This window comes from Streptomyces sp. NPDC001663 (assembly GCF_042893105.1).
Classification (GTDB): domain Bacteria; phylum Actinomycetota; class Actinomycetes; order Streptomycetales; family Streptomycetaceae; genus Streptomyces.
The window spans coordinates 136,237-161,951 of record NZ_JBIAUR010000026.1; the positions used below are offsets into that span (position 1 = coordinate 136,237).

Genomic DNA, 25,715 nt, shown 5'->3' on the forward strand with positions numbered 1-25,715 from the left:
CGTTTACCGAGCGTTGTTCATTGCGTTGATCCATCCCGCCGCTGCACGCCGTGACCCACGGCCGCGACCCGACCCCGCCACATCGACGGGGACCACCTGATCCGCGACCGCGCTGCCCCGGAGGAGACGGGAACATGTCAGCCTGCACCCCCACCCGCACGACCGATCCGACTCGGAACAAGCACTCCCACCAGCCCCATAGCCCGCCGTCCGGCCCGCACCGCCGATTCCGAGTCGCCGGCGCCGATGTGTCGGCCTCGATCGCGGTCTTCCTGATCGCCCTCCCCCTGTCCCTGGGCATCGCCCTCGCCACCGGCGCCCCGCTCCAGGCCGGCCTCGTCGCCGCCGCGGTCGGCGGGATCGTCGCCGGACGGATCGGCGGCTCGCCGCTCCAGGTCAGCGGCCCCGCCGCCGGGCTCACGGTCGTCACCGCCGATCTCATCCACCGCTACGGCTGGCGTACGACCTGCGCCATCACGGTCCTCGCGGGCCTCGCCCAACTCGGCCTGGGCTGCCTGCGCGTGGCGCGGACCGCGCTCGCGGTCAGTCCCGCCATCGTGCACGGCATGCTCGCCGGCATCGGCGTCACCATCGCCGTCGCCCAGCTGCACATCGTGCTCGGCGGCACCCCGCAGAGCTCCGTCCTCGCCAACCTCCGTGCGCTGCCCGCCCAGTTGGCGAACCTGCACCCCGCCGCCGTGACCGTAAGCGCGCTGACCCTGACCCTGCTTGTGCTCTGGCCGCGGATCCCCGGCCGGGTGGGGCGCGCCCTGCGCAGGATCCCGACCGCGCTCGTCGCCGTCGCCGGCGCCACCGCGACCGCCTCGCTCGCCGGGCTGAGCCTGCCCAAGGTCGACCTGCCGTCCTGGAGCAGCCACGCCCTGGCCGGGCTGCCGCAGGGCCCGGTGCTGGGCCTCACCGCGGCCGTGCTCACCACGACGCTGGTCTGCAGCGTGCAGTCGCTGCTCGGCGCGGTCGCCGTGGACAAGATGGCAGCCGCACGGCCGGGCCTGACCGCCCGCGTCGGCCGCTCCGACCTGGACCGCGAACTGCTCGGGCAGGGCGCCGCGAACATCGCCTCCGGCGCCCTCGGCGGACTGCCGGTCGCGGGCGTGGCCGTGAGAAGTTCGGCGAATGTGCACGCGGGTGCCGTGAGCCGGAACTCCACGATGCTGCACGGCGTTCTCGTATTGATCGCCGCGCTGCTGATGGTCCCGATCCTGGAGCTCATCCCGCTCGCCTCGCTCGCCGCCCTGGTGATGGCCGTCGGCATCCAGATGGTGTCCCTGCACCACATCCGCACGGTGACCCGCCACCGAGAGGTGCTCGTCTACGCCGTCACCACCCTCGGCGTCGTCCTCCTCGGTGTCCTGGAGGGCGTGACGCTGGGGATCGCCGTGGCGGTCGCCGTCGCCATGCACCGCCTCGCCCGCACCCGCATCACGCACGAGGAGAAGGAAGGAGTCCATCACGTACAGGTCCGGGGCCAGTTGACGTTCCTCGCGGTGCCACGGCTCAGCCGGGCCCTGCATCTCGTACCCCAAGGCGCCCACGCCGTCGTGGAGTTGGACGGTTCGTTCATGGACCACGCGGCGTACGAGTCACTGCAGGACTGGCAGAACACGCACACCGCGCAGGGTGGCACCGCCGAACTGACCGGCCGCCGCGCCGGGGTGCGCATCGCCGAGCCCTGGGCTGCCGCCGACCCCTCCGGCACCGACGAGGCCGGCGCCTCGACCGGCTGCCGCTGCCGCCCGTGGACGCCCTGGCGCAACCACCAGTGCGATCCGCAGTCCGCGCCGCCTGCGGGGCACGTCGGCCCGTCCAGCGGTCGGAACGGACCGGAGGACACGAGCGATCCAAGCGGACATCAACTGGCGCGCGGTATCAGCGCGTTCCAGCGCAACACCGCACCGCTCGTGCGGGGTGAGCTGGCCCGGCTGGCCCGGGAGGGGCAGCGGCCTTCGCAGCTCTTCCTCACCTGCGCGGACTCGCGGCTCGTGACGTCGATGATCACCTCCAGTGGTCCCGGCGACCTGTTCGTGGTGCGCAACGTGGGCAACCTCGTTCCGCTGCCCGGCGAGGACAGCGGCGACGACTCGGTGGCGGCCGCGATCGAGTACGCGGTGGACGTGCTGAAGGTGCGGTCCATCACGGTGTGCGGGCACTCCGGGTGCGGGGCCATGCAGGCGCTGCTCAACTCCGAGGCCGACAACTCCGAGCCCGGCGGCGCCCGGACGCCGCTGAAGCGGTGGCTGCGGCACGGGCTGCCGAGCCTGGAGCGCATGGCCGACGGCAGCCGGCCGTGGCCACGGCTCGCGGGCCGGGCGCCGGCCGATGCGGTGGAGCAGCTCTGCCTGACCAACGTGGTCCAGCAGTTGGAGCACCTGCACACCCACGAGTCGGTGTCCCGGGCCCTGCGCGACGGTGCGCTGGAACTGCAGGGCATGTACTTCCACGTAGGAGAGGCGCAGGCGTATCTGCTCGCGGCGGCGGGCGGGGACGAGGTGTTCGACCACGTGGAGGCGGCACGTCCGGCAGCGGGCCGTCCCGACACGCCCGGGCCGGTAAAGACGTGACCTTCACCGCGCGACGTCGGTGCACTGGGGTGTGAGAGGCGTTACAAGGGCTGAACTCCGGCCGATCGGCGTCCGTGGGTACGGGTGACTCCGGAGGTCACAGCCATCCCGCCAACAGGTCTAAACCAATTCTCGGTCGGCCCTTGTCATCGGGCCCCCGGGTCTGATGAGCTGTGGCCTGGGACACAACGGACACCCTGGGAAAGGCAGATGCCGTGAGCAACGAAAGCCTGGCCAACCTGCTCAAGGAAGAGCGCAGGTTCGCGCCCCCCGCCGACCTGGCCGCAGGCGCCAACGTCACTGCGGAGGCGTACGAACAGGCCAAGGCTGACAGGCTCGGTTTCTGGGCCGAGCAGGCCCGCCGGCTGACCTGGGCCAAGGAACCGACCGAGACGCTGGACTGGTCGAACCCGCCGTTCGCCAAGTGGTTCAAGGACGGCGAGCTCAATGTCGCCTACAACTGCGTGGACCGGCATGTCGAGGCGGGCCATGGCGACCGTGTCGCCATCCACTTCGAGGGCGAGCCCGGCGACAGCCGTGCGATCACCTACGCCGAGCTCAAGGACGAGGTGAGCAAGGCGGCAAATGCCCTGCTCGAGCTGGGAGTTCGGAAGGGCGACCGGGTCGCCGTCTACATGCCGATGATCCCGGAGACGGCGGTCGCGATGCTGGCCTGCGCCCGGATCGGTGCCGCGCACTCCGTCGTCTTCGGCGGTTTCTCGGCGGACGCTCTCGCCACCCGTATCCAGGACGCCGACGCCAAGGTCGTCATCACCTCCGACGGCGGCTACCGGCGCGGCAAGCCGTCCGCGCTCAAGCCGGCCGTGGACGACGCCATCGCGCGCGTGGACAACGTGGAGCACGTTCTGGTCGTCCGCCGTACCGGCCAGGAGGTCGCCTGGGACGACAGCCGCGACGTGTGGTGGCACGAGATCGTCGGGCGGCAGTCGGCCGAGCACACGCCGGAGGCGTTCGAGGCCGAGCACCCGCTGTTCATCCTGTACACGTCCGGTACGACGGGTAAGCCGAAGGGCATCCTGCACACCTCCGGCGGCTACCTCACCCAGGCCGCGTACACCCACCACGCCGTCTTCGACCTCAAGCCGGAGACCGACGTGTACTGGTGCACGGCCGACGTCGGCTGGGTCACCGGGCACTCGTACATCGTCTACGGGCCGCTGGCGAACGGCGCGACGCAGGTCATGTACGAGGGCACACCGGACACGCCGCACCAGGGCCGGTTCTGGGAGATCGTGCAGAAGTATGGGGTGACGATCCTGTACACGGCGCCCACCGCCATTCGTACGTTCATGAAGTGGGGCGACGACATCCCCGCGAAGTTCGACCTCTCCTCCCTCCGTGTCCTCGGTTCGGTCGGTGAGCCGATCAACCCCGAGGCCTGGATCTGGTACCGGAAGAACATCGGTGGCGACCGGACGCCGATCGTCGACACGTGGTGGCAGACCGAGACCGGCGCGATGATGATCTCGCCGCTGCCGGGCGTCACCGAGACCAAGCCGGGTTCGGCTCAGACCCCGCTGCCCGGCATCTCCGCGACCGTCGTGGACGACGAGGCGAACGAGGTGCCCAACGGCGGCGGTGGCTACCTGGTCCTCACCGAGCCGTGGCCGTCGATGCTGCGCACCATCTGGGGCGACGACCAGCGGTTCCTCGACACGTACTGGTCGCGCTTCGAGGGCAAGTACTTCGCCGGCGACGGGGCGAAGAAGGACGACGACGGCGACATCTGGCTGCTGGGCCGGGTGGACGACGTCATGCTCGTGTCCGGGCACAACATCTCCACCACCGAGGTGGAGTCGGCGCTGGTGTCCCACCCGTCGGTCGCCGAGGCGGCCGTCGTCGGCGCCGCGGACGAGACGACCGGTCAGGCGATCGTCGCCTTCGTCATCCTGCGCGGGACGGCGGACGCCGAGGACCACAACCTCGTCAACGACCTGCGCAACCACGTCGGCACCACCCTCGGCCCGATCGCCAAGCCCAAGCGGATCCTGCCGGTGGCCGAGCTGCCGAAGACCCGCTCCGGCAAGATCATGCGCCGCCTGCTGCGGGACGTCGCCGAGAACCGCCAGCTGGGTGACGTGACGACGCTGACGGACTCGACGGTCATGGACCTCATCCAGGCGAAGCTGCCGGCGGCGCCCAGCGAGGACTGAGCCTCCCCGTCCCGAAGGGGCGTCCGGCGCGAAAAGCGCCGGGCGCCCCTTTTAGGTAAACTAAGCAAAACAAACGTGACCCTCAAGGTGTGCCGGGAAGTCTGGTCGGCAAGTAGCTCCGCCCTGCCCACCGACCGGAGGTCTCCCCCGTGGCCGCGCCCCGCACCACCCCCGCCCGCAAGCTCTTCGGACGGCTGTCGCTGCCCGAGCGGAACTTCGTCGCGGACGCGCTGCGCACCGAAACCGTCGGCGGTGTGCTGCTGCTCGTGGCCACCGTCACGGCGCTGATCTGGGCGAACGTACCCGCGCTGCACAGCAGTTACGAGAGCGTCAGCCACTTCCACTTCGGCCCCGAGGCCCTCGGCCTGAACCTGTCGGTCGCGCACTGGGCCGCGGACGGCCTCCTCGCGGTCTTCTTCTTCGTCGCCGGCATCGAGCTCAAGCGCGAACTGGTCGCCGGTGACCTCCGGGATCCCAAGGCGGCCGCGCTGCCGGTCGTCGCCGCCCTGTGCGGCATGGTCGTACCGGCGCTCGTCTACACCCTCACCAACACCACCGGCGGCGGATCACTCGCGGGCTGGGCGGTGCCCACGGCCACCGACATCGCCTTCGCGCTGGCCGTGCTCGCCGTCATCGGCACATCCCTGCCGAGCGCCCTGCGCGCCTTCCTGCTCACCCTCGCCGTCGTCGACGACCTCTTCGCGATCCTGATCATCGCGGTGTTCTTCACGAGCACCATCGACTTCGCCGCGCTCGGCGGCGCCGTCGTGGGCCTCGCCGTCTTCTGGCTGCTGCTCAGGAAGGGCGTACGCGGCTGGTACGTGTACGTCCCCCTCGCGCTCGTCATCTGGGCGCTGATGTACAACAGCGGCATCCACGCGACCATCGCGGGCGTCGCCATGGGCCTGATGCTGCGCTGCACGCCCCGCGAGGGCGAGCAGCACTCCCCCGGCGAGCACATCGAGCATCTCGTACGTCCCCTGTCGGCGGGGCTGGCCGTGCCGCTGTTCGCCCTGTTCAGCGCCGGTGTCGCCGTCTCGGGCGGGGCGATCGGCGATGTGTTCACCAAGCCGGAGACCCTCGGTGTCGTCCTCGGGCTCGTCGTCGGCAAGTCGCTCGGGATCTTCGGCGGTACATGGCTGACGGCCCGTTTCACCCGGGCCTCGCTCAGCGACGACCTCGCCTGGGCCGACGTGTTCGCGGTGGCCACGCTGGCCGGCATCGGCTTCACCGTGTCGCTGCTCATCGGCGAGCTGGCCTTCGACGGGGACGCCGTACTGACCGGCGAGGTCAAAGCAGCCGTACTCACCGGGTCCCTGATGGCTGCCGTGCTCGCGACAGTGCTGCTGAAGATACGGAACGCCAAGTACCGCAGGCTGTGCGAGGCCGAGGAGCGCGACGAGGACCTCGACGGCATCCCGGACATCTACGAGCAGGACGACCCGGAGTACCACCTGCGGATGGCGGCCATCTACGAGGGCAAGGCCGCAGAGCACCGCCGGATCGCCGAACTGAAGGCCGCCGAGCGACGCGCGCTTGCCGAAGTGCCGGGCGGGGCAGGCGACGAGGACGGCCGTCCGGCATGATCTGACGAGACGGTACAAAAAGAGAGTGAGGGAGACCGCGATGAGCGCACCCGACGGCAGCCCGGTCGGCGCCGAACGCAGCATCGGCCAGCTGTTCGCCTCGGCGACGACCGAATTGTCGGCGCTGGTGCACGACGAGATCGCGCTGGCCAAGGCGCAGCTCAAGCAGGACGTGAAGCGCGGCGCGACGAGCGGCGGCGCGTTCACCGTGGCCGGCGCGGTCCTGGTGTTCTCCCTGCCGATGCTCAACTTCGCGCTGGCGTACGGGATCCACGCCTGGACGGGCGGTCACAACGGCCAGGGCGGCTGGAACCTCGGCTGGTGCTTCCTGTTGTCCTTCGCGGCCAACGTCCTCATCGCCGGTCTCCTCGCCCTGGTCGGCGTCGTCTTCGCGAAGAAGGCCAAGAAGGGCAAGGGCCCGCAGAAGGTGGCCGCGTCCATGAAGGAGACCGCGGGCGTCCTGCAGAAGGCCAAGCCGCACCCGCGGCCCGAGCCCAAGGCGATCGAGGACCGGGCCCCCGAGGCCATCGAGGCTGTGGCACGCTCGTCCTCATGACGGACTCGTCCATCCCTGCGGGGCATTCACCTTCGGCGCAACCCACTTCGGTCGTACGGCCGGACGTCCTGCCCGACGGAACCAAGGTGACCCACCGGGATGTGGCCGCCAACGGCGCCCGCTTCCACATCGCCGAGGTCGGCGACGGGCCGCTGGTCCTGCTGCTGCACGGCTTCCCGCAGTTCTGGTGGACCTGGCGGCACCAGCTGAGCGCACTCGCCGACGCGGGCTTCCGGGCCGTGGCCATGGACCTGCGCGGAGTCGGCGGCAGCGACCGCACACCGCGCGGCTACGACCCGGCCAACCTCGCCCTCGACATCACCGGCGTGATCCGCTCCCTCGGCGAGCCGGACGCCGCGCTGGTCGGCCACGACCTGGGCGGATATCTGGCGTGGACGGCGGCCGTGATGCGCCCCAAGCTGGTGCGCCGGCTCGCGGTCGCGTCGATGCCGCACCCCCGGCGCTGGCGCTCGGCGATGCTCTCCGACGTCAAGCAGTCGCGGGCGGGCTCCTACATCTGGGGGTTCCAGCGGCCCTGGATCCCCGAGCGGCAGCTGACCGCGGACGACGGGGAGCTCGTGGCCGAGCTGATCCGGGACTGGTCCGGGCCGAACCTGCCGGACGACAAGGCCCTGGACACGTACCGCCGCGCGATGTGCATCCCGTCGACGGCGCACTGCTCGATCGAGCCGTACCGCTGGATGGTCCGCTCCATCGCCCGCCCTGACGGCATCCAGTTCAACCGCCGCATGAAGCGCCCGCTGCGGGTCCCGACCCTCCACCTCCACGGCTCGCTCGACCCCGTGATGCGCACACGGAGCGCGGCCGGATCCGGGGAGTACGTCGAAGCCCCGTACCGCTGGCGGCTGTTCGACGGACTCGGCCACTTCCCGCACGAGGAAGATCCGGTCACTTTCAGTACAGAACTGGTCAATTGGCTGAAAGATCCCGAACCCGATCGGTGACCGAGCCGATGCGCCCGGTATCCGGAACTGAACAACTGTCCTACGAACAGCCAATTGCCTGGCGCATAGGCCAATTGGGGGCCCAGGGGGCGGTTATCGACCTTGGGGCAGGGGCAGACGTCGGGGTATGGGCTGGACGCACGACTACAGTGACGCAGCACGCAACCGCCGCTCGGCCAGTGGCCTGAGCTCCCACCAACGAGGCGGTGCGCCGCAGATGGCGGGCACGGATCTCCGGGTGGGCATCCCGCGCATTCTGCGCCGCCGGGCCCGCTGGGTCTCGGTACGCCTGCGTCATCCCAGGGGCTGACCCGCCCCCCTTACTTCTTGCGTCCGGACGCCGGGCTCACAGTGCGCAGCTGTCGCTGTCCACCTGCTGGTTCGCGGTACGCCCCTTGACGATGTCCTCCTGGATCTCGTCCGAGGTGAGCGCATAGCCGGTGTCGGCGTCGTCCAGGGACTTCGCGAAGACCACGCCGTACACATGGCCCTCGGGCGTGAGCAGCGGGCCGCCGGAGTTGCCCTGGCGGACGGTCGCGTAGAGCGAGTAGACGTCACGGCGGACGGTGCCGCGGTGGTAGATGTCCGGGCCGTTGGCCGGAATGCGGCCACGCACGCGTGCGGCACGGACGTCGTACGAGCCGTTCTCCGGGAAGCCGGCGATGATCGCGCTGTCGCCGCTCTTCGCGTCCGTGGACGTGAACTTCAGGGCGGGCGCCTTGAGATCGGGTACGTCGAGTACGGCGATGTCGCGGTGCCAGTCGTAGAGGACGACCTTCGCGTCGTACTTCCGGCCCTCGCCGCCTATCTGGACGGTGGGCTCGTCGACGCCGCCGACCACGTGCGCGTTGGTCATGACGCGGCGGTCGCCGAAGACGAAGCCGGTGCCCTCCAGGACCTTGCCGCAGCTCTGGGCGGTGCCCATGACCTTGACGATGGACTTCTGCGCGCGCGTGGCGACGGGGCTGTTCGCGAGGGCCGGGTCCGGGGGCTGGACGTCGGTGATGGGCTCGTTCGAGAACGGGCTGAAGACCTGCGGGAAGCCGTTCTGCGCGAGGACCGAGGAGAAGTCCGCGAACCAGGTGTCGGCCTGGTCGGGCAGGGCCCGGGAGACGCCGAGGAGCACCTTGGAGCTGCGGACCTCCTTGCCGAGGGTCGGCAGCGTGGTGCCCGCGAGGGCCGAGCCGATCAGCCAGGCGACCAGCAGCATCGCGACCACGTTGACGAGGGCGCCGCCGGTGGCGTCCAGGGCGCGGGCCGGGGACCAGGTGATGTACCGGCGCAGCTTGTTGCCGAGGTGGGTGGTCAGGGCCTGGCCGACCGAGGCGCAGACGATGACGACGACGACCGCGACGACGGCGGCAGTGGTGCTCACCTCGGCGTTGTCGGTCAGCGCGTCCCAGATGACGGGCAGTGTGTAGACGGCGACGAGACCGCCGCCCAGGAACCCGATCACCGACAGGATGCCGACGACGAAGCCCTGGCGATAGCCGACGATCGCGAACCAGACGGCAGCGACCAGCAACAGGATGTCCAGCACGTTCACCGGTTCAAGCCTCGCCTCATCACTTCGCGCTCACTACAGGTCGGCCGGGGGTCTGGCCCGCCGCGCAGCGGCAATTGGGATGCCGCGTCACCCAGACGGACACAGCACGGCAGACACCCTGTCATGACCGCCAGTCGAGCGGGACCTGCTTCTCCCTGTCCCAGGGGCGCTCCCAGCCCGAGTAGTGGAGCAGGCGGTCGATGATTCCGGCCGTGAAGCCCCAGACCAGGGCCGATTCGACCAGGAATGCCGGACCTCGGTAGCCGCTGGGGTGAACGGTCGTGGCGCGGTTGTCGGGGTTCGTGAGATCCGCCACGGGGACCGTGAAGACCCTCGCCGTCTCGTTCGGGTCGACGACTGCGACCGGGCTCGGCTCGCGCCACCAGCCGAGCACCGAGGTCACGACGAAGCCGCTGACCGGGATGTACAGCCTGGGCAGGACGCCGAAGAGCTGGACGCCTGCCGGATCCAGCCCGGTCTCCTCCTCGGCCTCGCGGAGAGCGGCCCGCAGCGGCCCGTCGGCCTTCGGGTCGCCGTCCTCGGGGTCAAGGGCTCCGCCGGGGAAGGACGGCTGCCCCGCATGGGACCTGAGCGAGCTGGCCCGCTCCATCAGCAGCAGCTCGGGGCCGCGCTCGCCCTCGCCGAAGAGGATCAGTACGGCCGACTGCCTCCCCGCCCCGTTCTCCGGCGGCAGGAACCGGCTCAGCTGCAGCGGCTGGACCGTCTCCACCGCCCGCACCACCGGGTCCAGCCACTCGGGCAGGCCCTCCTTGCTCAGCGTCACCGGACCGCCCTGCGTATTGCTCGCGCGCGTCATCGCCACCCCCGTTCTGCCGAGTCCAACGCCCGACGACCTCCTGATCGTTCCGTCATCCGGCCCCCAGCGGCGGTGCCGCCCTGCCGCCCGCGTCCAGGTACGCCTGCGGGGGCTTCAGTCGCTGGCCCGGGAAGCCGCCCTTCTCGTACTTGAGGAGCTTCTTCGCCTTCTCCGGGTCCGTCTCCCCCTCGCCGTACGCCGGGCAGAGCGGGGCGATCGGGCAGGCGCCGCAGGCGGGCTTGCGAGCGTGGCAGATGCGGCGGCCGTGGAAGATCACGTGGTGCGAGAGCATCGTCCAGTCGCTCTTGGGGAAGAGCGCGCCGACGGCGGCCTCGATCTTGTCCGGCTCGGTCTCGGTGGTCCACTGCCAGCGCTTCACGAGCCGCTGGAAGTGCGTGTCCACGGTGATGCCGGGCCGTCCGAACGCGTTCCCCAGCACGACGAACGCCGTCTTGCGGCCCACGCCGGGCAGCTTGACCAGGTCTTCGAGACGGCCCGGGACCTCGCCCCCGAACTGCTCCACCAGGGCCCTGGACAGGCCCATGACCGACTTGGTCTTGGCCCGGAAGAAGCCGGTCGGGCGGAGGATCTCCTCGACCTCCTCGGGGTTGGCTGCGGCCAGGTCCTCCGGCGTCGGGTACTTGGCGAACAGCGCGGGCGTCGTCTGGTTGACCCTGAGGTCGGTGGTCTGGGCCGACAGGACCGTCGCCACCACGAGCTGGAAGGGGTTCTCGAAGTCCAGCTCGGGATGGGCGTACGGATAGACCTCGGCGAGCTCGCGGTTGATACGGCGGGCCCGGCGGACCAGAGCGGTGCGGGACTCGTCCTTCGGCGGCTTGGCGACCGGCTTCACGGCCGCCGACTTCGAGGCAGTCGATTTCGCGGCAGCCGATTTCGCCGTAGCGCTTTTCACCGCTTTTGCCGGTTTCTTTCCGCCACCAGGGTTCTGTTCGCCCACAGCGGAATCACGACGTACAACCACCCGCCCAGCCCCCTTGGCCTGTGCTCTCACCGGCGATTTGGACACCCGGCCAGCCTAAAGCCCGGCACTGACATCCGCCCCGGACCCAGGAGATCGGCCCCCAATTGGACCCCTGCCGCTTACCCCGGGACATGCGTGCGGCATCCTTGTGACAGATCACACTGTTTGGACCGTCCGGCAAAATGGGGAGCACGGTCCCCTGGTACCAAGGGGGAGCAAGATCCCCTGAGCAGGTCGACAAGGAGAGTACTCGTGGACGACGTTCTGCGGCGCAACCCGCTCTTCGCGGCGCTCGACGACGAGCAGGCCGCGGAGCTCCGCGCCTCCATGAGTGAGGTGACCCTCGCGCGCGGTGACGCGCTCTTCCACGAGGGCGACCCCGGTGACCGGCTCTACGTCGTCACCGAGGGCAAGGTGAAGCTTCACCGCACCTCCCCCGACGGCCGCGAGAACATGCTCGCCGTCGTCGGTCCCGGCGAGCTGATCGGCGAGCTGTCGCTCTTCGACCCGGGCCCGCGCACCGCCACGGCCACCGCGCTGACCGAGGTCAAGATGCTCGGCCTCGGCCACGGTGACCTGCAGCCCTGGCTGAGCGCCCGCCCCGAGGTGGCCGGCGCCCTGCTGCGCGCCGTCGCCCGCCGCCTGCGCAAGACCAACGACGCGATGTCCGACCTGGTGTTCTCGGACGTGCCCGGCCGCGTGGCCCGCGCCCTGCTGGACCTCTCGCGCCGCTTCGGCGTGCAGTCCGAGGAGGGCATCCACGTCGTCCACGACCTGACGCAGGAGGAGCTGGCCCAGCTGGTCGGCGCGTCCCGCGAGACGGTCAACAAGGCGCTGGCGGACTTCGCGCAGCGCGGGTGGCTCCGCCTGGAGGCGCGGGCCGTGATCCTGCTGGACGTCGAGCGTCTGGCCAAGCGGTCGCGCTGACGCCGGCCTTGGGGGTGCTTCTGGGGGTTCTGCCCCCAGATCCCCGTTCGGCCTGAACGGCCTCGTCCTCAAACGCCGGACGGGCTGATGTAGTTGCCCCATGGCTGAAACGCTTCCCCCCAGAGGCCTCGACGCCCAGGGCTACATCGAGCGCGAGGGCTCCCTCGCGCGCGTGCCGCACGCCTTCCGTCCCGTCGTCGCCGCCGCCCGCGACCGGCTGCTCGAGGTGTTCGGAGCTCGGCTGCACAGCGCGTACCTCTACGGGTCGGTTCCGCGCGGCAACGCGCGCGTGGGGCGCAGTGATCTGGATCTGCTCGTCGCGCTGCAAGAGGAGCCGTCGGACACGGACCGGGAGGCCGCCCGGGCGCTCGGTGAGGCCGTCGACAAGGAGTTCCCGCAGATCGACGGGGTCGGCACGCTGCTGTACAGCCGGGCGCGGCTGCTGAGCGAGCAGGAGACGTACGACCTGGGCTGGTTCGTCGCCTGTCTGTGCACGCCACTGCTCGGGGAGGACCTCGCCGAGTATCTGCCGCGCTACCGGCCCGACTCCCTGCTGGCCCGCGAGACCAACGGAGACCTCGCCCTGCTGCTGCCCCGCTGGCGGCAGCGGATCGCGGACGCCGAGCACGCCGAGCACGCGGACGAGGCCCGGCGGCCGCTCGTGCGGTTCATGTCCCGGCATCTCGTCCGTACCGGGTTCACGCTGGTCATGCCCCGCTGGAACGGCTGGACCAGCGATCTGGAGGAGATGGCCGAGGCGTTCGGCGCGTACTACCCGGAGCGTGCCGAGCAGATGCGCGCCGCGGCCGTCCTCGGGTACGAGGCGACCGGTGACGCCGCCGTACTGCGTTCCTACGTCGACGACCTCGGGCCGTGGCTCGCCGACGAGTACGCGCGCGTGCACGGCGTCAAAGCCCCAAGGGCTCAGATCAGCCCGTGCTCCTCGAGGTAGTCCAGCTGCGCCCGCACCGACAGCTCCGCCGCCGGCCACAGGGAGCGGTCCACGTCCGCGTACACATGCTCGACGACCTGGGCGGGCGTGCGGTAGCCGTCCTCCACCGCCGTCTCGACCTGGGCGAGGCGGTGGGCGCGGTGGGCGAGGTAGAACTCGACGGCGCCCTGGGCGTCCTCCAGGACCGGGCCGTGGCCGGGCAGGACCGTGTGGACGCCGTCGTCGACCGTCAGCGAGCGCAGGCGTCGTAGCGAATCGAGGTAGTCGCCCAGGCGGCCGTCGGGGTGGGCCACGACCGTCGTGCCGCGGCCGAGGATGGTGTCGCCGGTCAGGACCGCCCGGTCGGCCGGGAGGTGGAAGCAGAGCGAGTCCGAGGTGTGGCCGGGGGTCGGTACGACCCGCAGCTCCAGGCCGCCGACCGTGACCACGTCACCGGCGGCCAGTCCCTCGTCGCCGAGCCGCAGCGCCGCGTCCAGGGCCCGCACCTTGGTGGCCGTCAGCTCGGCGAAGCGTGCGGCGCCCTCCGCGTGGTCCGGGTGGCCGTGGGTCAGCAGGGTGAGCGCGATGCGTTTGCCGGCCTTCTCGGCCGTGTCCACGACGGTGCGCAGGTGGCCCTCGTCCAGCGGGCCGGGGTCGACGACGACGGCCAGGTCCGAGTCGGGCTCGGCCAGGATCCAGGTGTTCGTGCCGTCGAGGGTCATCGCCGAGGCATTGGGCGCCAAGACGTTGACGGCCCGGGGAGTGGCGAGGCCTGAGAGGACACCGCCCCGTGGCTGGCCGGGAAGGGCTGCTGCGTCCGTCATGCGGGGGCTCCACCGGTCGGGAGGTCGGTCGGGATGCGCTTGGTGAACTCGTCGTGGCCCGGCCAGGTCAGCACGATCTGGTCGCCTTCGAGGCGGGCCTGCGCCAGTACGGCGGTCATGTCGCGGCCGGGGGCCGCGGCGAGTGCCTCGTCGGCGGTGGCGCAGGGGGCGAGCTGGCGCAGGGTGGCGATGGTGGGCGGCATCATCATCAGCTCGCCCTTGTCGTAGCTCTCTGCCGCCTCCTGGGGCCTGATCCACACCGTGCGGTCGGCCTCCGTGGAGGCGTTGCGGGTGCGCTGGCCGTGCGGGAGGGCGGCGACGAAGAACCAGGTGTCGTAGCGCCGGGCCTCGAACTCCGGGGTGATCCAGCGGGTCCAGGCCCCGAGGAGGTCCGAGCGCAGGACCAGCCCGCGGCGGTCCAGGAACTCGGCGAAGGAGAACTCACGGGCGGCCACGGCCGCGCGGTCGGCCTCCCAGTCCTCGCCCGTGGTGTCACCGACCACGGAGTCGGCGGACTCGCCGGCGAGCAAGACGCCCGCCTCCTCGTACGTCTCGCGCACGGCCGCGCAGACGATCGCCTGGGCCGCCCGCTCGTCGACGCCGAGCCGTTTCGCCCACCACGCGCGAGTGGGGCCCGACCAGCGAATGTGGTGCTCGTCGTCGCGGGGGTCGACGCCGCCGCCCGGATACGCGTACGCGCCTCCGGCGAAGGCCATGGAGGCGCGTCTGCGCAGCATGTGGACGAAGGGACCGCCGTCGGTGTCCTTCAGGAGCATGACGGTCGCCGCGCGCTTGGGGACGACCGGAGTGAGCGTGCCCTCGGCGAGCGCACGGATGCGTTCCGGCCAGTCCTGCGGAAACCACTGCCCATTCGCCATGGGCGGAGGCTATCCCGTGGTGCGCGAATGTTCGAGAGGTCCCCGAGGTCAGAGCGCCGCCCCCGGGGCGGGCAGTCGGCTACGGGACGAGCTCGACCTGGATCTCGACCTCCACCGGAGCGTCCAGCGGCAGCACCGCCACGCCGACCGCACTGCGCGCGTGCACGCCCTTGTCGCCGAGGACCTCGCCGAGCAGCTCGCTCGCGCCGTTGACCACACCGGGCTGGCCGGTGAAGTCCGACGCCGAGGCGACGAAGCCCACGACCTTCACCACGCGCGCGATGCGGTCCAGGTCGCCGGTCACGGACTTCACGGCGGCCAGGGCGTTCAGCGCGCAGGTGCGGGCGAGCTCCTTGGCCTCCTCGGCCGTGACCTCCGCGCCGACCTTGCCGGTGACGGGCAGCTTGCCCTCCACCATGGGGAGCTGGCCGGACGTGTAGACGTAGACGCCCGACTGCACGGCGGGCTGGTACGCGGCCAGCGGCGGGACGACCTCGGGCAGGCTCAGGCCGAGTTCGGCGAGCTTCGCCTCGACGGCGCCCATTACTGCTTCTCCCGCTTCAGGTAGGCCACCAGCTGCTCGGGGTTGTTCGGCCCGGGCACGACCTGGACGAGCTCCCAGCCGTCCTCGCCCCAGGTGTCCAGAATCTGCTTCGTTGCGTGGACGAGCAGCGGCACGGTTGCGTATTCCCACTTGGTCATGTGGCCGACTTTAGCCGCTGCCCGCCCGCCGCCTGTTCCCGCGTTATCCACAGGCCGTCGCGTGGTTGGCACACAGACTGGTTAGGCTCGAAGACGTGAGCAGGCTCCAGGTCGTCAGCGGCAAGGGCGGGACCGGAAAGACGACGGTCGCCGCCGCACTCGCGCTGGCCCTCGCGACCGAGGGGAAGCGGACGCTTCTCGTCGAGGTCGAGGGGCGCCAGGGCATCGCGCAGCTCTTCGAGACGGAGGCGCTGCCCTACGAGGAGCGGAAGATCGCCGTCGCTCCGGGGGGCGGGGAGGTGTACGCCCTCGCCATAGACCCCGAACTGGCCCTTCTGGACTACCTCCAGATGTTCTACAAGCTGGGGGGCGCCGGACGGGCCCTGAAGAAGCTCGGCGCGATCGACTTCGCCACCACCGTCGCGCCCGGGCTCAGAGACGTACTCCTGACCGGCAAGGCGTGCGAGGCGGTGCGCCGCAAGGACAAGTCCGGACGGTTCGCGTACGACTACGTCGTCATGGACGCGCCGCCCACCGGCCGCATCACCCGCTTTCTGAACGTGAACGACGAGGTGGCCGGGCTCGCGAAGATCGGGCCGATACACAATCAGGCGCAGGCCGTGATGCGGGTGCTGAAGTCGTCGGAGACGGCCGTGCACCTGGTGACGCTGCTGGAGGAGATGCCCGTCCAGGAGACCGCGGACGGGATCGCCGAACTGCGGGCGGCGAAGCTGCCGGTGGGGCGAATCATCGTGAACATGGTCCGGCCGCAGGTGTTGGACCCGGCGGACCTGGAACTCGTACGGAGCGTGCCGCGTTCTTCTGTTGCCAGGTCGCTCTCGGCGGCGGGGCTCGGCGGGGCGCGGCGGGGTGGGAACGCCGAGAAGCTGGTGGACCCCCTGCTCCAGCAGGCCGAGGAGTACGCCGAGCGGTATGCGCTGGAGCACGAGCAGCGGGCGGTGCTCGGTGAGTCGGGCCTGCCGGTGCACGAACTGCCGCTGCTGGCCGAGGGCATGGACCTGGCCGGGCTGTACGAGCTGGCCACCGAGCTGCGGGAGCAGGGCCTGTCATGAGCCGGGGCAAGCGGAGCACGAGTCGTAAGCAGCGGAAGCAGGGGATGTCATGAGTCCGGAGCCGGCCCACACGCAGGAGACCGCCCGCCACCGCCTCTCCCCCGCGCGCATGCTCGACGTCGACCCGCTGCTCGACGACCCGAGGACGCGGATCGTGGTGTGCTGCGGCTCCGGCGGTGTGGGCAAGACCACCACGGCGGCCGCGCTCGGCCTCAGGGCTGCCGAGCGCGGCCGCAAGGTGGTCGTCCTGACCATCGACCCGGCGCGCAGGCTCGCCCAGTCCATGGGCATCGACTCCCTGGACAACACCCCGCGCCGGGTGAAGGGCGTGGACGGCGACGGCGAACTGCACGCCATGATGCTGGACATGAAACGCACCTTCGACGAGGTCGTCGAGGCGCACGCGGACCCCGAGCGGGCGTCCGCGATCCTGGCCAACCCCTTCTACCAGTCGCTCTCGGCGGGCTTCGCGGGCACGCAGGAGTACATGGCGATGGAGAAGCTCGGGCAGCTACGGGCCCGGGACGAGTGGGACCTGATCGTCGTCGACACGCCTCCGTCCCGTTCCGCGCTGGACTTCCTGGACGCACCCAAGCGGCTCGGCTCGTTCCTGGACGGCCGGCTGATCCGGCTGCTGACCGCTCCGGCGAAGCTCGGCGGACGGGCGGGCATGAAGTTCCTGAACGTCGGGATGTCGATGATGACCGGCACGCTCGGCAAGCTGCTGGGCGGTCAACTCCTCAAGGACGTCCAGACGTTCGTGGCCGCGATGGACACCACCTTCGGCGGGTTCCGCACGCGCGCGGACGCCACGTACAAGCTGTTGCAGGCGCCCGGGACGGCGTTCCTCGTGGTGGCTGCCCCGGAGCGGGACGCGCTGCGTGAGGCCGCGTACTTCGTGGAGCGGCTGGCGGCCGAGGACATGCCGCTCGCCGGCCTGGTGCTCAACCGGGTCCACGGCAGTGGCGCCGCCCGGCTGTCGGCCGAGCGTGCGCTCACCGCCGCGGAAAATCTTGTGGAGCCCCGCATTGTGGATCAGGACGGCGGGAAAGCTGGACTTCGTAACTCTCCCGACACGTACGGCAGTTCAGAATCTCCCGCATCCGAGCCCGCCGAGTCCGATGCCTCCGGGCCCACCGGGTCCGACCCGTCTGCGACCAACTCCCCCGGTCCGGACGACGAGGATCAGGGCGTCGACCGGGTCACCGCAGGCCTGTTGAGGCTGCACGCCGAACGTATGCAACTGCTCTCCCGCGAGCAGCGCACGCGCGACCGCTTCACCGCGCTCCACCCCGAGGTGGCGGTGGCCGAAGTGGGCGCGCTGCCCGGCGATGTGCACGACCTCGCGGGGCTGCGGGACATCGGAGACCGGCTCGCGGCCAACCGGCCGGAGCTGCCCGAGACGCGCGGCTGAGGCGTGCCTCCGAGGGGGTGGTCTCAGCTCACCGCCGCGTAGTTCTCGTACACCTCGTCGTCGTCGAGCGGCAGGATCCCCACGCCGCGTTCGTATTCCAGACGAGCCGTCTCAAGAAGCCGACGCCAGGAGGTGACGGTGGGTCGCCTGCGCAGCAGTGCGCGGCGCTCCCGCTCCGTCATGCCTCCCCACACGCCGAACTCGACGCGGTTGTCGAGCGCATCGGCCAGGCATTCCGTGCGTACCGGACATCCGGTGCACACCGCCTTGGCCCTGTTCTGCGCTGCTCCCTGAACGAACAGTTCATCCGGATCGGTAGTGCGGCAGGCGGCCTGCGCACTCCAGTCGGTTACCCAGCCCATACCGGCGCCGTCCTCTCCCGAATCGAGGCTCCCCCACGGCGGCAGCGGCATATTCACCGCCGCCAGTTGAGGACGTTACGGAAGGTGGGCACAGCGCAACACCCCCTTCGGGCCCAATCTTGAATGGCCCGAACGGACTATGCGTAAGCGGCAGATCACCCGGGGGAGTGAGCTGGTGACATGCGTGATCTTCCCGGCAAACCGGGACAGTTCAGTTGAGTCACAACGGGCGCCAGGTGACACACAAGGCGGATTCGGACACGTCCCCATCAAAAAAGTTGGGGAACCTCCGGAACGATTCGGGGTCGCCGGACGTATTGATACGTGGCCCTACTGCTGTGACAGTTGGGAGCAGCTTAGGCCAAGGCATATACGCGTGTCCGGCGAATGAGAACGTAGGCTGCCCTCATGCCAAAGAAGCGCTCGGGCGGTGGTCTGTCGCCAACGCAGCAGGCCGCCAAGTTCCTCGGTGTCAGTGTGCTCGCAGGAGCCGTGCTGGCCGGCATCGCGCTGCCCGCCTTCGGCGCGCTGGGACTTGCCGCCAAGGGTTCGGTGGAGAGTTTCGACGAGCTCCCGGCCAACCTCAAGACGCCACCGCTGAGTCAGCGCACCACGATCCTCGACGCCAACGGCGGCCAGATCGCCACGGTGTACTCGCGCGACCGTACGGTGGTCGCCCTCAAGGACATCTCGCCGTACATGCAGAAGGCGATCGTCGCGATCGAGGACTCGCGCTACTACCAGCACGGCGCGGTCGACCTGAAGGGCATCCTGCGCGCGCTGAACAAGAACGCGCAGAGCGGCGGAGTGGCCCAGGGCGCCTCCACGCTCACCCAGCAGTACGTGAAGAACGTCGCCATCGAGGAGGCCGGCGACGACCCGACCAAGGTCGCGCAGGCCACTCAGCAGACCCTCGGCCGCAAGATCAAGGAGCTGAAGTACGCGATCCAGGTCGAGGAGGAGCTCGGCAAGAAGAAGATCCTCGAGAACTACCTGAACATCACGTTCTTCGGCGAGCAGGCCTACGGCATCGAGGCCGCCGCCCAGCGCTACTTCTCCAAGCACGCCAAGGACCTCAACGTCCAGCAGTCGGCGCTCCTTGCCGGCATCGTCCAGTCGCCCAGCCGCTACGACCCGGTGAACGACGAGGCGGAGGCCACCAAGCGCCGTAACGTCGTCCTGCAGCGCATGGCCGACATGGGCGACATCTCGCAGTCCGAGGCCGACAAGGCCAAGGAGACGCCGCTCGGCCTCAAGCCCAGCCAGCCCAAGAACGGTTGCATCACCGCGGTCAAGGGCGCCGGCTTCTTCTGTGACTACGTCCGCGAGGTGTTCCTCAACGACCCGATCTTCGGCAAGTCCAGGGAAGCCCGGGCGAAGGTCTGGAACCAGGGCGGTCTGACGATCCGTACGACGCTCGACCCGCAGGCCCAGGAGTCGGCGCAGGCGTCGATCAAGGAGCACGTCAACAAGAGCGACTCGGTGGCGACCGCCGCCACCATCGTCCAGCCCGGCACCGGCAAGATCCTCGCCATGGGCCAGTCGCGTCCGTACGGCTTCGGCAAGCACGAGACCCAGATCAATCTGTCCGTGAACCAGGACATGGGCGGCGGCGCGGGCTACCAGCCCGGTTCGACGTTCAAGGCGATCGTGGCCGCCGCCGCCATCGAGGGCGGCACTCCGGCGACACAGACGTTCTCCTCGCCGTACGAGATGGACTACCCGGCCCCGGTCTCGGCCTGTGACGGAAAGACCTGGGACGAGAAGGGCGTCAAGCTCACCAACGAGAACGAGACGGAGCACGGCCCGTACTCGATGAAGGAAGCGACCGCCAAGTCGGTCAACACCTACTACGTGCAGCTGATCAGCGACATCGGCATCTGCCCGGTGACGACGATGGCGGGCAAGATGGGCGTCGAGCGGGCCGACGGCAAGAAGCTGCAGCAGGCCCCGTCCATCGCCCTGGGCACCCAGGAGGTGTCCCCGCTGACGATGGCGAACGCCTACGCGACCTTCGCCTCGCGCGGTACGTACTGCACGCCGATCGCCATCGAGTCGATCAGCCAGCGGGTCGGTGACAAGACGAAGTCGCTCCAGGTCCCGAAGTCGACCTGCTCGCGGGCGATGTCCGAGAAGACCGCCGACACCATCAACACCCTGCTGAGGGGCGTCGTCGAGGACGGTACGGGCCAGCAGGCGGGCCTCGGCAGCCGCCCGAGCGCCGGTAAGACCGGTACGACGGACTTCCGTTACGCCGCCTGGTTCGTCGGCTACACGCCGAACATGGCGGGCGCGGTGTGGGTCGGCGACCCGGCGCACAAGCGGAAGATGGTCGACATCTCCATCGGCGGTGTGTGGCACGAGAAGGTCTTCGGCGGCGAGGTGCCCGGCCCGATCTGGCGCGACATGATGAACGGCGCGCTGGACGGCAAGGCCGCCCCCGACTTCAACTACGTCAACATCCCCGACGGCGACAAGGGCAAGGGGGACGGAAACGGCGACGGGGACAACGGCGACAACGGCGGCACCACCGACGGCGGCCTCATCGGCGGCCTGACCGACGGCGGCACGGACGGCGGCACCACCTTCCCGACGCCCACCTTCTCCATCCCGGACAACCTGTTCCAGGGACAGACCAACGGGAACGGCAACGGGGGGCGGCGCGGGTGACGCGACGGTCCCGGAGCCGGCAGGCCTGAGAACGCCGACGGCCCCCTTTCCTCGTACGACGGAAGTCCGTGTACGAAGGAAAGGGGGCCGTCGGCGTTCTGTGGCCGGTGTCGCCGGTGCGGCCGGCCGTCAGCCCGCGAGGGACTTCTTGACCGCAGCGGCGACTCGGCCGCCCTCGGCCAGGCCCGCGACCTTCGGGTTCACGATCTTCATGACGGCGCCCATGGCGCGCGGGCCCTCGGCGCCGGCCGCCTTCGCCTCCGCGACGGCCTGGGCGACGATCTGGTTCAGCTCCTCGTCGCTGAGCTGCTTGGGCAGGTACGCGGCGAGGAGCTCGCCCTCCGCCTTCTCCCGCTCGGCGCTCTCGGCGCGACCACCCTGCGCGAAGGCGTCGGCCGCCTCGCGGCGCTTCTTCGCCTCCTTGGTGATCACCTTCAGCACCTCGTCGTCGGAGAGCTCGCGCTTCTCCTTGCCCGCGACCTCCTCCTTGGTGATCGCGGTGAGCGTCAGCCGGAGCGTCGAGGAGCGGAGCTCGTCGCGCTCCTTGATCGCGGCGTTGAGGTCTTCCTGCAGCTTCGACTTGAGCGTGGTGGTCATGGATTTGATTGTCGCAGGTGTGCAAGGCCCAACGCCCGCTCATTTAAGGGGCGGGCGGGCACAGGACGCTCAAGGGGCGCCGGGCACGGGGCACTCCTGGGGTCTGACACGATGGACGTATGCGCGCTCGATACGGAGTACCTCTGGGGATCGCGGCGGCCGGTGCCGCCGGTGTGGTGTACGCGGCGGGTTTCGAGGCCCGCTCCTTCCGGCTCCGACGGGTGACCGTGCCCGTGCTGCCGGCCGGGATGCGGCCGCTGCGGGTGCTGCAGGTCTCCGACATCCACATGGTCGGCGGGCAGCGCAAGAAGCAGCGCTGGCTGCGCTCGCTGGCCGGGCTGCGCCCCGACTTCGTGATCAACACCGGAGACAACCTGTCCGACCAGGAGGGCGTGCCGGAGGTACTGGACGCGCTGGGCCCGCTGATGGAGTTCCCGGGCGCGTACGTCTTCGGCTCGAACGACTACTACGGACCCAGGCCCCGCAACCCCGCCCGCTACCTGTTCGAGAAGGTCAAGGGCCGCCACGGCCTGAACGGCAACCCGCCCGTCGTAGGAGCGATCCACAACCCGTGGGAGGACCTGCGGGACGGTTTCGACGCTGCGGGCTGGCTCAACCTGACGAACACCCGCGGGACGCTGAAGATCGAGGGCATGTTGCTGGAGCTGACGGGCCTGGACGACCCGCACATCAAGCGCGACCGCTACGCGCACGTGGCCGGCGGCCCCTCGGGCGCCGCGGACTTCTCGATGGGCGTGGTGCACGCGCCGTATCTGCGGGTGCTGGACTCCTTCACGGCGGACGCGTACCCCCTGATCCTGGCCGGCCACACCCACGGCGGCCAGCTGTGCATCCCCTTCTACGGTGCCCTGGTCACCAACTGCGACCTGGACACGGACCGGGTCAAGGGCCTGTCCACGCATGAGTCGGAGGGCCGTACGTCGTATCTGCACGTGTCGGCGGGGTGCGGTACCAACCGCTACACGCCGGTGCGGTTCGCCTGCCCGCCGGAGGCGACGTTGCTGACGCTGGTGAGCCGCGAGGCGTAGCAGCCGCAGCAGTGAGCGGTCGTCGTCGGTGAGACGGCTGAGACGGCGTGGGGCGCAGGGGGTAACCCGGTCGCCCCACCCACATCGCCACATCTGTCCGTTTTGCCTAGCTTGAGGGCATGACGGCCCCCATACCCAGGGACATCCCGGACCTCCCGGCGGTTCCCCGCGTGCCCGCGCTGCTGCCCTCCCCGGTCCCCGCCACCGCGGTACTGCCGCGCGTGCACCGTCCGTACACCGCCGCGTACCGCCTCCTGGTCGCCGCGCTGGCGGTGGCGGGCGTGACGATCGACCTGGTCCTCGGCAGCCCGGTCCGAGTCCTGAGCTACTTCGCGATCCAGAGCAACCTGCTGCTGGCACTGGTCTTCACGATCGAGGCCCGCCGGGCCTGGGCGGCCCGCCGCCCCCTCCCCTCCGCGCTGACCGGTGCGACGCTGCTCTACATAACCATCACCGGCCTGGTGTACCACGTGTTCCTGGCCGGCACCTCGACGCCGTTCTCGATGACGGGCGCCACGGCAGCTCCGACCGGCTGGCAGTGGATCAGCAACCAGATCCTGCATACGGCGGTGCCGTTCGCGGCGCTGCTGAACTGGCTGGTACTGACGGCCCCCGGCCGCCTGCACCTCCGCCAGGCGGCGACGTGGCTGCTCTACCCCCTGGCGTACCTGACGTTCTCCCTCGTCCGGGGCGAGCTGATCCTCCCCGGCACGCCGGGCCGCTATCTCTACCCGTTCCTGGACGTCGACCTCCACGGCTACAAGCACGTCCTCGGCAACGCCCTCCTCCTCGGCCTCGCCTTCTACGCCCTCGCCGTCCTCCTCGTGGCCCTGGACCACGCCCGCCCGAACCCCGTCCGCCACCGCGCCAAAACCGGATTTCGTCTACAGCCACCGGTGGGCTAAAGTAAACGACGTCGCCGCGACAAGCAGGACCAGCAGCGACATCGGGGTGTAGCGCAGCTTGGCAGCGCGCTTCGTTCGGGACGAAGAGGTCGTGGGTTCAAATCCCGCCACCCCGACACAGGTCAGAGGCCCATCCGCGTGATCGCGGATGGGCCTCTGGCGTGTTCGGGGGGCCGTGCGCCGCACGATCCCGAAAGATCCTTCTCGGTGTGGCGCTCGCGGTCGCCGACCGTGATCGACCGGGCAACCCTGTCACGACCGAGCCCGAGGCCCCCGTGAGGAGGCCGCCGAACCCTGTCCGTGGGTGTCGAGCCGTTCCTCCTTTCCGAAAAGTACTCAAAGGACAACCCGCTCGATTCTTTACGCATTGAATGCAACCCGGTTGGCTCTAATTACGAACGCCATCTCTAAAAACTTCACCAAATTGCCTCACTCGTTTGCCGCGCATCCGGAGAAGCGCGGAACGCGTTAGCGGACTATGACGAAAGCAAGTCTCTTTCCCTCGCACCGCTCCGGAGCGACGGCAGAGAATCTGCCCGCGACCCGCGCTGTGGCGGTAGGGCGGTACATCTTCACGCCTGCCGCGGCATACTCATCTCCCGATTCCAGCGGCACCCTGCACGTGGACGGCACGAAGGTCGAACTGCGGGTCACCGAGCCGCTGCTCAGTGAGCTCCTGACCCTGCTGGACACGGCCCAGGAGGAACTCAGCCAACGGTGGAACAGCCAGGGGCGTTCCGATTGCCACGCATCCCGCATGTGACGGGGGGTGGGTTTCGTGAATCACGATTATCCGGATCACTGGTTCACCCGGAATGATCGGTATCCCGGTGCGAACGCCAACGGACAGTCGACCGGTTGGAACAGGGGCTCTGCCGACACCCTGCATTCGATGGCACCCCCCGAAGAGGCCTGGGACCCGGTCGAGGAACTCACCCACCTCTTGCAGGATGTCGCGACGGCAGAGCAGGGGGCCGCCGCGCAGCCCCCTCGTAGCGAGCCGCCCTCCCCCGGCGTCGGCGACGCCAACGCCCCGATGGACAACCTGGTACAGCTCACTGCCGAGTTGCCGCCCATCCGGCGCTTCTCCGCCGGGCATCGGAAAGTGCGGGCCCGCAAACTGCACTTCACATGGCTGCAGACCCTCAGCTTCGTGATCGCCGCGTTGGCGGCCGTCATCGTGTCGATGGTGAGCGTCTTCGGCGGCATGGTGGCTTACGCACCGCTGCAACACGTCGCGCCGGGTGCACGGGGGGCCACGGCTCACGGGTGGCCTCTGCTGATCTACGGCCCGTGGATGGTGGCCTCGCTCTCCATCCTGCGGACTGCCCTGCACCAACGACGTGCCATGCACTCCTGGTTCGTCGTTCTGCTGTTTTCCTCCCTCGCGATGATCCTCTGCATGGCCGAGGCGGAGAAGACCTTCACGAGTGTCGCCGCAGCCGCCTTGCCGGCCGTCGCATCCCTGGCCTGCTTCCAACAACTGGTCCGTCAGATCACGCTGACCCGGCCACCGCGCCAGAGGACCTCTCGACGCCGCCAGCGCCACACCCCCAGACATCCGGAGCCCTCGAAAGCCAAGAGCAATTAGCCTCGCGCTTTTACGAGGCGACCCGTCCGCGACTAGATCAAAGCGTCCGGTTCAATGCTGGCCACATCCCGAAGATTCACGCTGATAGGGCGTGTCAGTGATCTTGTGTAAGTCGCCTGGTTTCATTGGATGCTGAGCCGGTCCTCGAAGAAGAGTGAGAACTGGTTCAGTGCCTCTTTCCAGTGTGCGGCGACGTGGTTCGCGTCGCGCGCTTTGGGGTTGATCTGCTCGCGGACCGCGAGGTAGAGGACCTTCAACGCGGCTTGTTCCGAGGGGAAGTGCCCGCGGTTGCGGGTGGCTTTGCGGAGCCGCGAGTTGATCGACTCGACCATGTTCGTGGAGTAGACCACCGTCCTTATGGCCGACGGGAACGCGAGGTAGGGCGTGAACTCCGGCCAGGCCGACCGCCAGGTCCGGACGATCGCTGGGTAGCGTTCACCCAGGTCAGAGGCAGCGAATGCGTCGAGGGCCTGTTCGGCGGCCTGTTCGGTCGGGCTGCGTAGATCGCTTTGAGGGCCGGCACGAGTTTGGGGTGGTCCCGCACCGACGAGAGCCGGAGCGAGGCTCTGGTCAGGTGGATCACGCAG

At 69.7% G+C, this 25,715-nt stretch carries 25 protein-coding genes and 1 tRNA gene; 16 read left to right on the forward strand and 10 right to left on the reverse strand.

Annotated elements, in window-relative coordinates:
• Positions 1-134: 134 nt before the first annotated feature.
• From ACFY1L_RS51145 to ACFY1L_RS51170, 6 genes are all read left to right on the forward strand, one after another.
• On the forward strand, positions 135-2,579 hold the full coding sequence (locus ACFY1L_RS51145) for a bifunctional SulP family inorganic anion transporter/carbonic anhydrase (protein WP_388842122.1): 2,445 nt from the start codon (positions 135-137) through the stop codon (positions 2,577-2,579).
• Between the two features lie 215 nt (positions 2,580-2,794).
• On the forward strand, positions 2,795-4,753 hold the full coding sequence (gene acs, locus ACFY1L_RS51150) for an acetate--CoA ligase (protein ID WP_388842124.1): 1,959 nt from the start codon (positions 2,795-2,797) through the stop codon (positions 4,751-4,753).
• A 149-nt stretch (positions 4,754-4,902) separates the two neighbouring features.
• Positions 4,903-6,339: a Na+/H+ antiporter NhaA gene (gene nhaA, locus ACFY1L_RS51155; RefSeq protein WP_388842126.1), complete on the forward strand. Its 1,437-nt coding sequence runs from the start codon at positions 4,903-4,905 to the stop codon at positions 6,337-6,339.
• Positions 6,340-6,379: 40 nt separating this feature from the next.
• On the forward strand, positions 6,380-6,895 hold the full coding sequence (locus ACFY1L_RS51160; RefSeq protein WP_388842128.1) for a phage holin family protein: 516 nt from the start codon (positions 6,380-6,382) through the stop codon (positions 6,893-6,895).
• A complete protein-coding gene (locus tag ACFY1L_RS51165; RefSeq protein ID WP_388842130.1) occupies positions 6,892-7,860 on the forward strand; it encodes an alpha/beta fold hydrolase in 969 nt (322 codons plus the stop codon). The genes ACFY1L_RS51160 and ACFY1L_RS51165 overlap by 4 nt, the downstream gene beginning before the upstream one ends.
• Before the next feature lie 127 nt (positions 7,861-7,987).
• A complete protein-coding gene (locus ACFY1L_RS51170) occupies positions 7,988-8,170 on the forward strand; it encodes a hypothetical protein (protein WP_078912721.1) in 183 nt (60 codons plus the stop codon).
• A 36-nt stretch (positions 8,171-8,206) separates the two neighbouring features.
• Here ACFY1L_RS51170 and ACFY1L_RS51175 read toward each other — a convergent pair whose 3' ends face one another.
• The 3 genes from ACFY1L_RS51175 to nth all read right to left on the reverse strand — a co-directional run bounded on the left by ACFY1L_RS51175 (position 8,207) and on the right by nth (position 11,205).
• Positions 8,207-9,406: a MarP family serine protease gene (locus tag ACFY1L_RS51175; protein WP_388842133.1), complete on the reverse strand. Its 1,200-nt coding sequence runs from the start codon at positions 9,404-9,406 to the stop codon at positions 8,207-8,209.
• Positions 9,407-9,527: 121 nt separating this feature from the next.
• Positions 9,528-10,223, reverse strand: coding sequence for an NUDIX hydrolase (locus ACFY1L_RS51180; RefSeq protein WP_388842135.1), 696 nt, complete (start codon positions 10,221-10,223; stop codon positions 9,528-9,530).
• 52 nt (positions 10,224-10,275) lie between these two features.
• Positions 10,276-11,205 (reverse strand): endonuclease III, encoded by a 930-nt coding sequence (gene nth, locus ACFY1L_RS51185; protein ID WP_388842137.1) that lies wholly within the window; start codon positions 11,203-11,205, stop codon positions 10,276-10,278.
• Positions 11,206-11,457: 252 nt separating this feature from the next.
• Between nth and ACFY1L_RS51190 the strand changes: the two genes are divergently transcribed.
• Both ACFY1L_RS51190 and ACFY1L_RS51195 read left to right on the forward strand, forming a co-directional pair.
• On the forward strand, positions 11,458-12,132 hold the full coding sequence (locus tag ACFY1L_RS51190; protein WP_361274993.1) for a Crp/Fnr family transcriptional regulator: 675 nt from the start codon (positions 11,458-11,460) through the stop codon (positions 12,130-12,132).
• Positions 12,133-12,232: 100 nt separating this feature from the next.
• Positions 12,233-13,084, forward strand: a complete 852-nt coding sequence (locus ACFY1L_RS51195; protein WP_388842139.1) for a nucleotidyltransferase domain-containing protein — start codon at positions 12,233-12,235, stop codon at positions 13,082-13,084.
• Here ACFY1L_RS51195 and ACFY1L_RS51200 read toward each other — a convergent pair.
• The 4 genes from ACFY1L_RS51200 to ACFY1L_RS51215 form a co-directional block, all read right to left on the reverse strand.
• A complete protein-coding gene (locus tag ACFY1L_RS51200) occupies positions 13,057-13,887 on the reverse strand; it encodes an MBL fold metallo-hydrolase (protein WP_388842141.1) in 831 nt (276 codons plus the stop codon). The two genes, ACFY1L_RS51195 and ACFY1L_RS51200, sit on opposite strands and share 28 nt — an antisense overlap.
• The gene (locus ACFY1L_RS51205; protein ID WP_388842143.1) at positions 13,884-14,765 is read right to left on the reverse strand and encodes an NUDIX hydrolase; all 882 of its coding nucleotides are present in this window, start codon (positions 14,763-14,765) and stop codon (positions 13,884-13,886) included. Before ACFY1L_RS51205 ends, ACFY1L_RS51200 begins: the two co-directional genes overlap by 4 nt.
• A 79-nt stretch (positions 14,766-14,844) precedes the next feature.
• Positions 14,845-15,309 (reverse strand): RidA family protein, encoded by a 465-nt coding sequence (locus ACFY1L_RS51210; RefSeq protein WP_388842145.1) that lies wholly within the window; start codon positions 15,307-15,309, stop codon positions 14,845-14,847.
• Positions 15,309-15,467: a DUF4177 domain-containing protein gene (locus ACFY1L_RS51215; protein ID WP_003991873.1), complete on the reverse strand. Its 159-nt coding sequence runs from the start codon at positions 15,465-15,467 to the stop codon at positions 15,309-15,311. The genes ACFY1L_RS51210 and ACFY1L_RS51215 overlap by 1 nt, the downstream gene beginning before the upstream one ends.
• Before the next feature lie 95 nt (positions 15,468-15,562).
• On the opposite strand from ACFY1L_RS51215, the gene ACFY1L_RS51220 reads away from it, so the two are divergent.
• Positions 15,563-16,540, forward strand: a complete 978-nt coding sequence (locus tag ACFY1L_RS51220; protein WP_388842147.1) for an ArsA family ATPase — start codon at positions 15,563-15,565, stop codon at positions 16,538-16,540.
• A 49-nt stretch (positions 16,541-16,589) separates the two neighbouring features.
• Positions 16,590-17,954, forward strand: coding sequence for an ArsA family ATPase (locus ACFY1L_RS51225; RefSeq protein WP_388842149.1), 1,365 nt, complete (start codon positions 16,590-16,592; stop codon positions 17,952-17,954).
• A gap of 23 nt (positions 17,955-17,977) precedes the next feature.
• On the opposite strand, the gene wblA is transcribed toward ACFY1L_RS51225, so the two are convergent.
• Positions 17,978-18,316 (reverse strand): transcriptional regulator WblA, encoded by a 339-nt coding sequence (gene wblA, locus ACFY1L_RS51230; protein WP_185124443.1) that lies wholly within the window; start codon positions 18,314-18,316, stop codon positions 17,978-17,980.
• A 408-nt stretch (positions 18,317-18,724) separates the two neighbouring features.
• On the opposite strand from wblA, the gene ACFY1L_RS51235 reads away from it, so the two are divergent.
• Positions 18,725-20,986, forward strand: a complete 2,262-nt coding sequence (locus tag ACFY1L_RS51235) for a transglycosylase domain-containing protein (RefSeq protein ID WP_388842151.1) — start codon at positions 18,725-18,727, stop codon at positions 20,984-20,986.
• A gap of 129 nt (positions 20,987-21,115) precedes the next feature.
• On the opposite strand, the gene ACFY1L_RS51240 is transcribed toward ACFY1L_RS51235, so the two are convergent.
• Positions 21,116-21,583 (reverse strand): GatB/YqeY domain-containing protein, encoded by a 468-nt coding sequence (locus ACFY1L_RS51240; protein WP_388842153.1) that lies wholly within the window; start codon positions 21,581-21,583, stop codon positions 21,116-21,118.
• Between the two features lie 119 nt (positions 21,584-21,702).
• On the opposite strand from ACFY1L_RS51240, the gene ACFY1L_RS51245 reads away from it, so the two are divergent.
• The 5 genes from ACFY1L_RS51245 to ACFY1L_RS51265 all read left to right on the forward strand — a co-directional run bounded on the left by ACFY1L_RS51245 (position 21,703) and on the right by ACFY1L_RS51265 (position 25,128).
• Positions 21,703-22,632, forward strand: coding sequence for a metallophosphoesterase (locus ACFY1L_RS51245; protein WP_388842155.1), 930 nt, complete (start codon positions 21,703-21,705; stop codon positions 22,630-22,632).
• Between the two features lie 119 nt (positions 22,633-22,751).
• Positions 22,752-23,537 carry a Pr6Pr family membrane protein gene (locus ACFY1L_RS51250; protein ID WP_388842157.1) on the forward strand — a complete coding sequence of 262 codons (786 nt, stop codon included), beginning with the start codon at positions 22,752-22,754 and terminating at the stop codon, positions 23,535-23,537.
• A 42-nt stretch (positions 23,538-23,579) separates the two neighbouring features.
• Positions 23,580-23,653: transfer RNA gene (locus tag ACFY1L_RS51255), tRNA-Pro, on the forward strand.
• 506 nt (positions 23,654-24,159) lie between these two features.
• Positions 24,160-24,300, forward strand: a complete 141-nt coding sequence (locus ACFY1L_RS51260; protein WP_388842159.1) for a hypothetical protein — start codon at positions 24,160-24,162, stop codon at positions 24,298-24,300.
• Positions 24,301-24,315: 15 nt separating this feature from the next.
• Entirely contained in the window at positions 24,316-25,128 is an 813-nt protein-coding gene (locus ACFY1L_RS51265) for a DUF2637 domain-containing protein (RefSeq protein WP_388842161.1), read from the forward strand.
• 122 nt (positions 25,129-25,250) lie between these two features.
• On the opposite strand, the gene ACFY1L_RS51270 is transcribed toward ACFY1L_RS51265, so the two are convergent.
• Positions 25,251-25,715 (reverse strand): transposase (locus ACFY1L_RS51270; protein ID WP_388842163.1); only part of this gene is annotated, 465 nt, incomplete at its 5' end.

Bases quoted from the DNA above. Each gene is read 5' to 3' on its own strand.
- ACFY1L_RS51245 (WP_388842155.1), top strand. From the start codon at position 21,703: ATGCGCGCTCGATACGGAGTACCTCTGGGGATCGCGGCGGCCGGTGCC.
- ACFY1L_RS51170 (WP_078912721.1), top strand. From the start codon at position 7,988: ATGGGCTGGACGCACGACTACAGTGACGCAGCACGCAACCGCCGCTCG.
- ACFY1L_RS51210 (WP_388842145.1), bottom strand. From the start codon at position 15,309: ATGGGCGCCGTCGAGGCGAAGCTCGCCGAACTCGGCCTGAGCCTGCCC.
- ACFY1L_RS51165 (WP_388842130.1), top strand. From the start codon at position 6,892: ATGACGGACTCGTCCATCCCTGCGGGGCATTCACCTTCGGCGCAACCC.
- ACFY1L_RS51205 (WP_388842143.1), bottom strand. From the start codon at position 14,765: ATGGCGAATGGGCAGTGGTTTCCGCAGGACTGGCCGGAACGCATCCGT.
- ACFY1L_RS51160 (WP_388842128.1), top strand. From the start codon at position 6,380: ATGAGCGCACCCGACGGCAGCCCGGTCGGCGCCGAACGCAGCATCGGC.
- ACFY1L_RS51225 (WP_388842149.1), top strand. From the start codon at position 16,590: ATGAGTCCGGAGCCGGCCCACACGCAGGAGACCGCCCGCCACCGCCTC.
- wblA (WP_185124443.1), bottom strand. From the start codon at position 18,316: ATGGGCTGGGTAACCGACTGGAGTGCGCAGGCCGCCTGCCGCACTACC.
- ACFY1L_RS51240 (WP_388842153.1), bottom strand. From the start codon at position 21,583: ATGACCACCACGCTCAAGTCGAAGCTGCAGGAAGACCTCAACGCCGCG.
- ACFY1L_RS51195 (WP_388842139.1), top strand. From the start codon at position 12,233: ATGGCTGAAACGCTTCCCCCCAGAGGCCTCGACGCCCAGGGCTACATC.
- ACFY1L_RS51235 (WP_388842151.1), top strand. From the start codon at position 18,725: ATGCCAAAGAAGCGCTCGGGCGGTGGTCTGTCGCCAACGCAGCAGGCC.
- ACFY1L_RS51215 (WP_003991873.1), bottom strand. From the start codon at position 15,467: ATGACCAAGTGGGAATACGCAACCGTGCCGCTGCTCGTCCACGCAACG.
- ACFY1L_RS51250 (WP_388842157.1), top strand. From the start codon at position 22,752: ATGACGGCCCCCATACCCAGGGACATCCCGGACCTCCCGGCGGTTCCC.
- ACFY1L_RS51145 (WP_388842122.1), top strand. From the start codon at position 135: ATGTCAGCCTGCACCCCCACCCGCACGACCGATCCGACTCGGAACAAG.
- ACFY1L_RS51180 (WP_388842135.1), bottom strand. From the start codon at position 10,223: ATGACGCGCGCGAGCAATACGCAGGGCGGTCCGGTGACGCTGAGCAAG.
- ACFY1L_RS51200 (WP_388842141.1), bottom strand. From the start codon at position 13,887: ATGACGGACGCAGCAGCCCTTCCCGGCCAGCCACGGGGCGGTGTCCTC.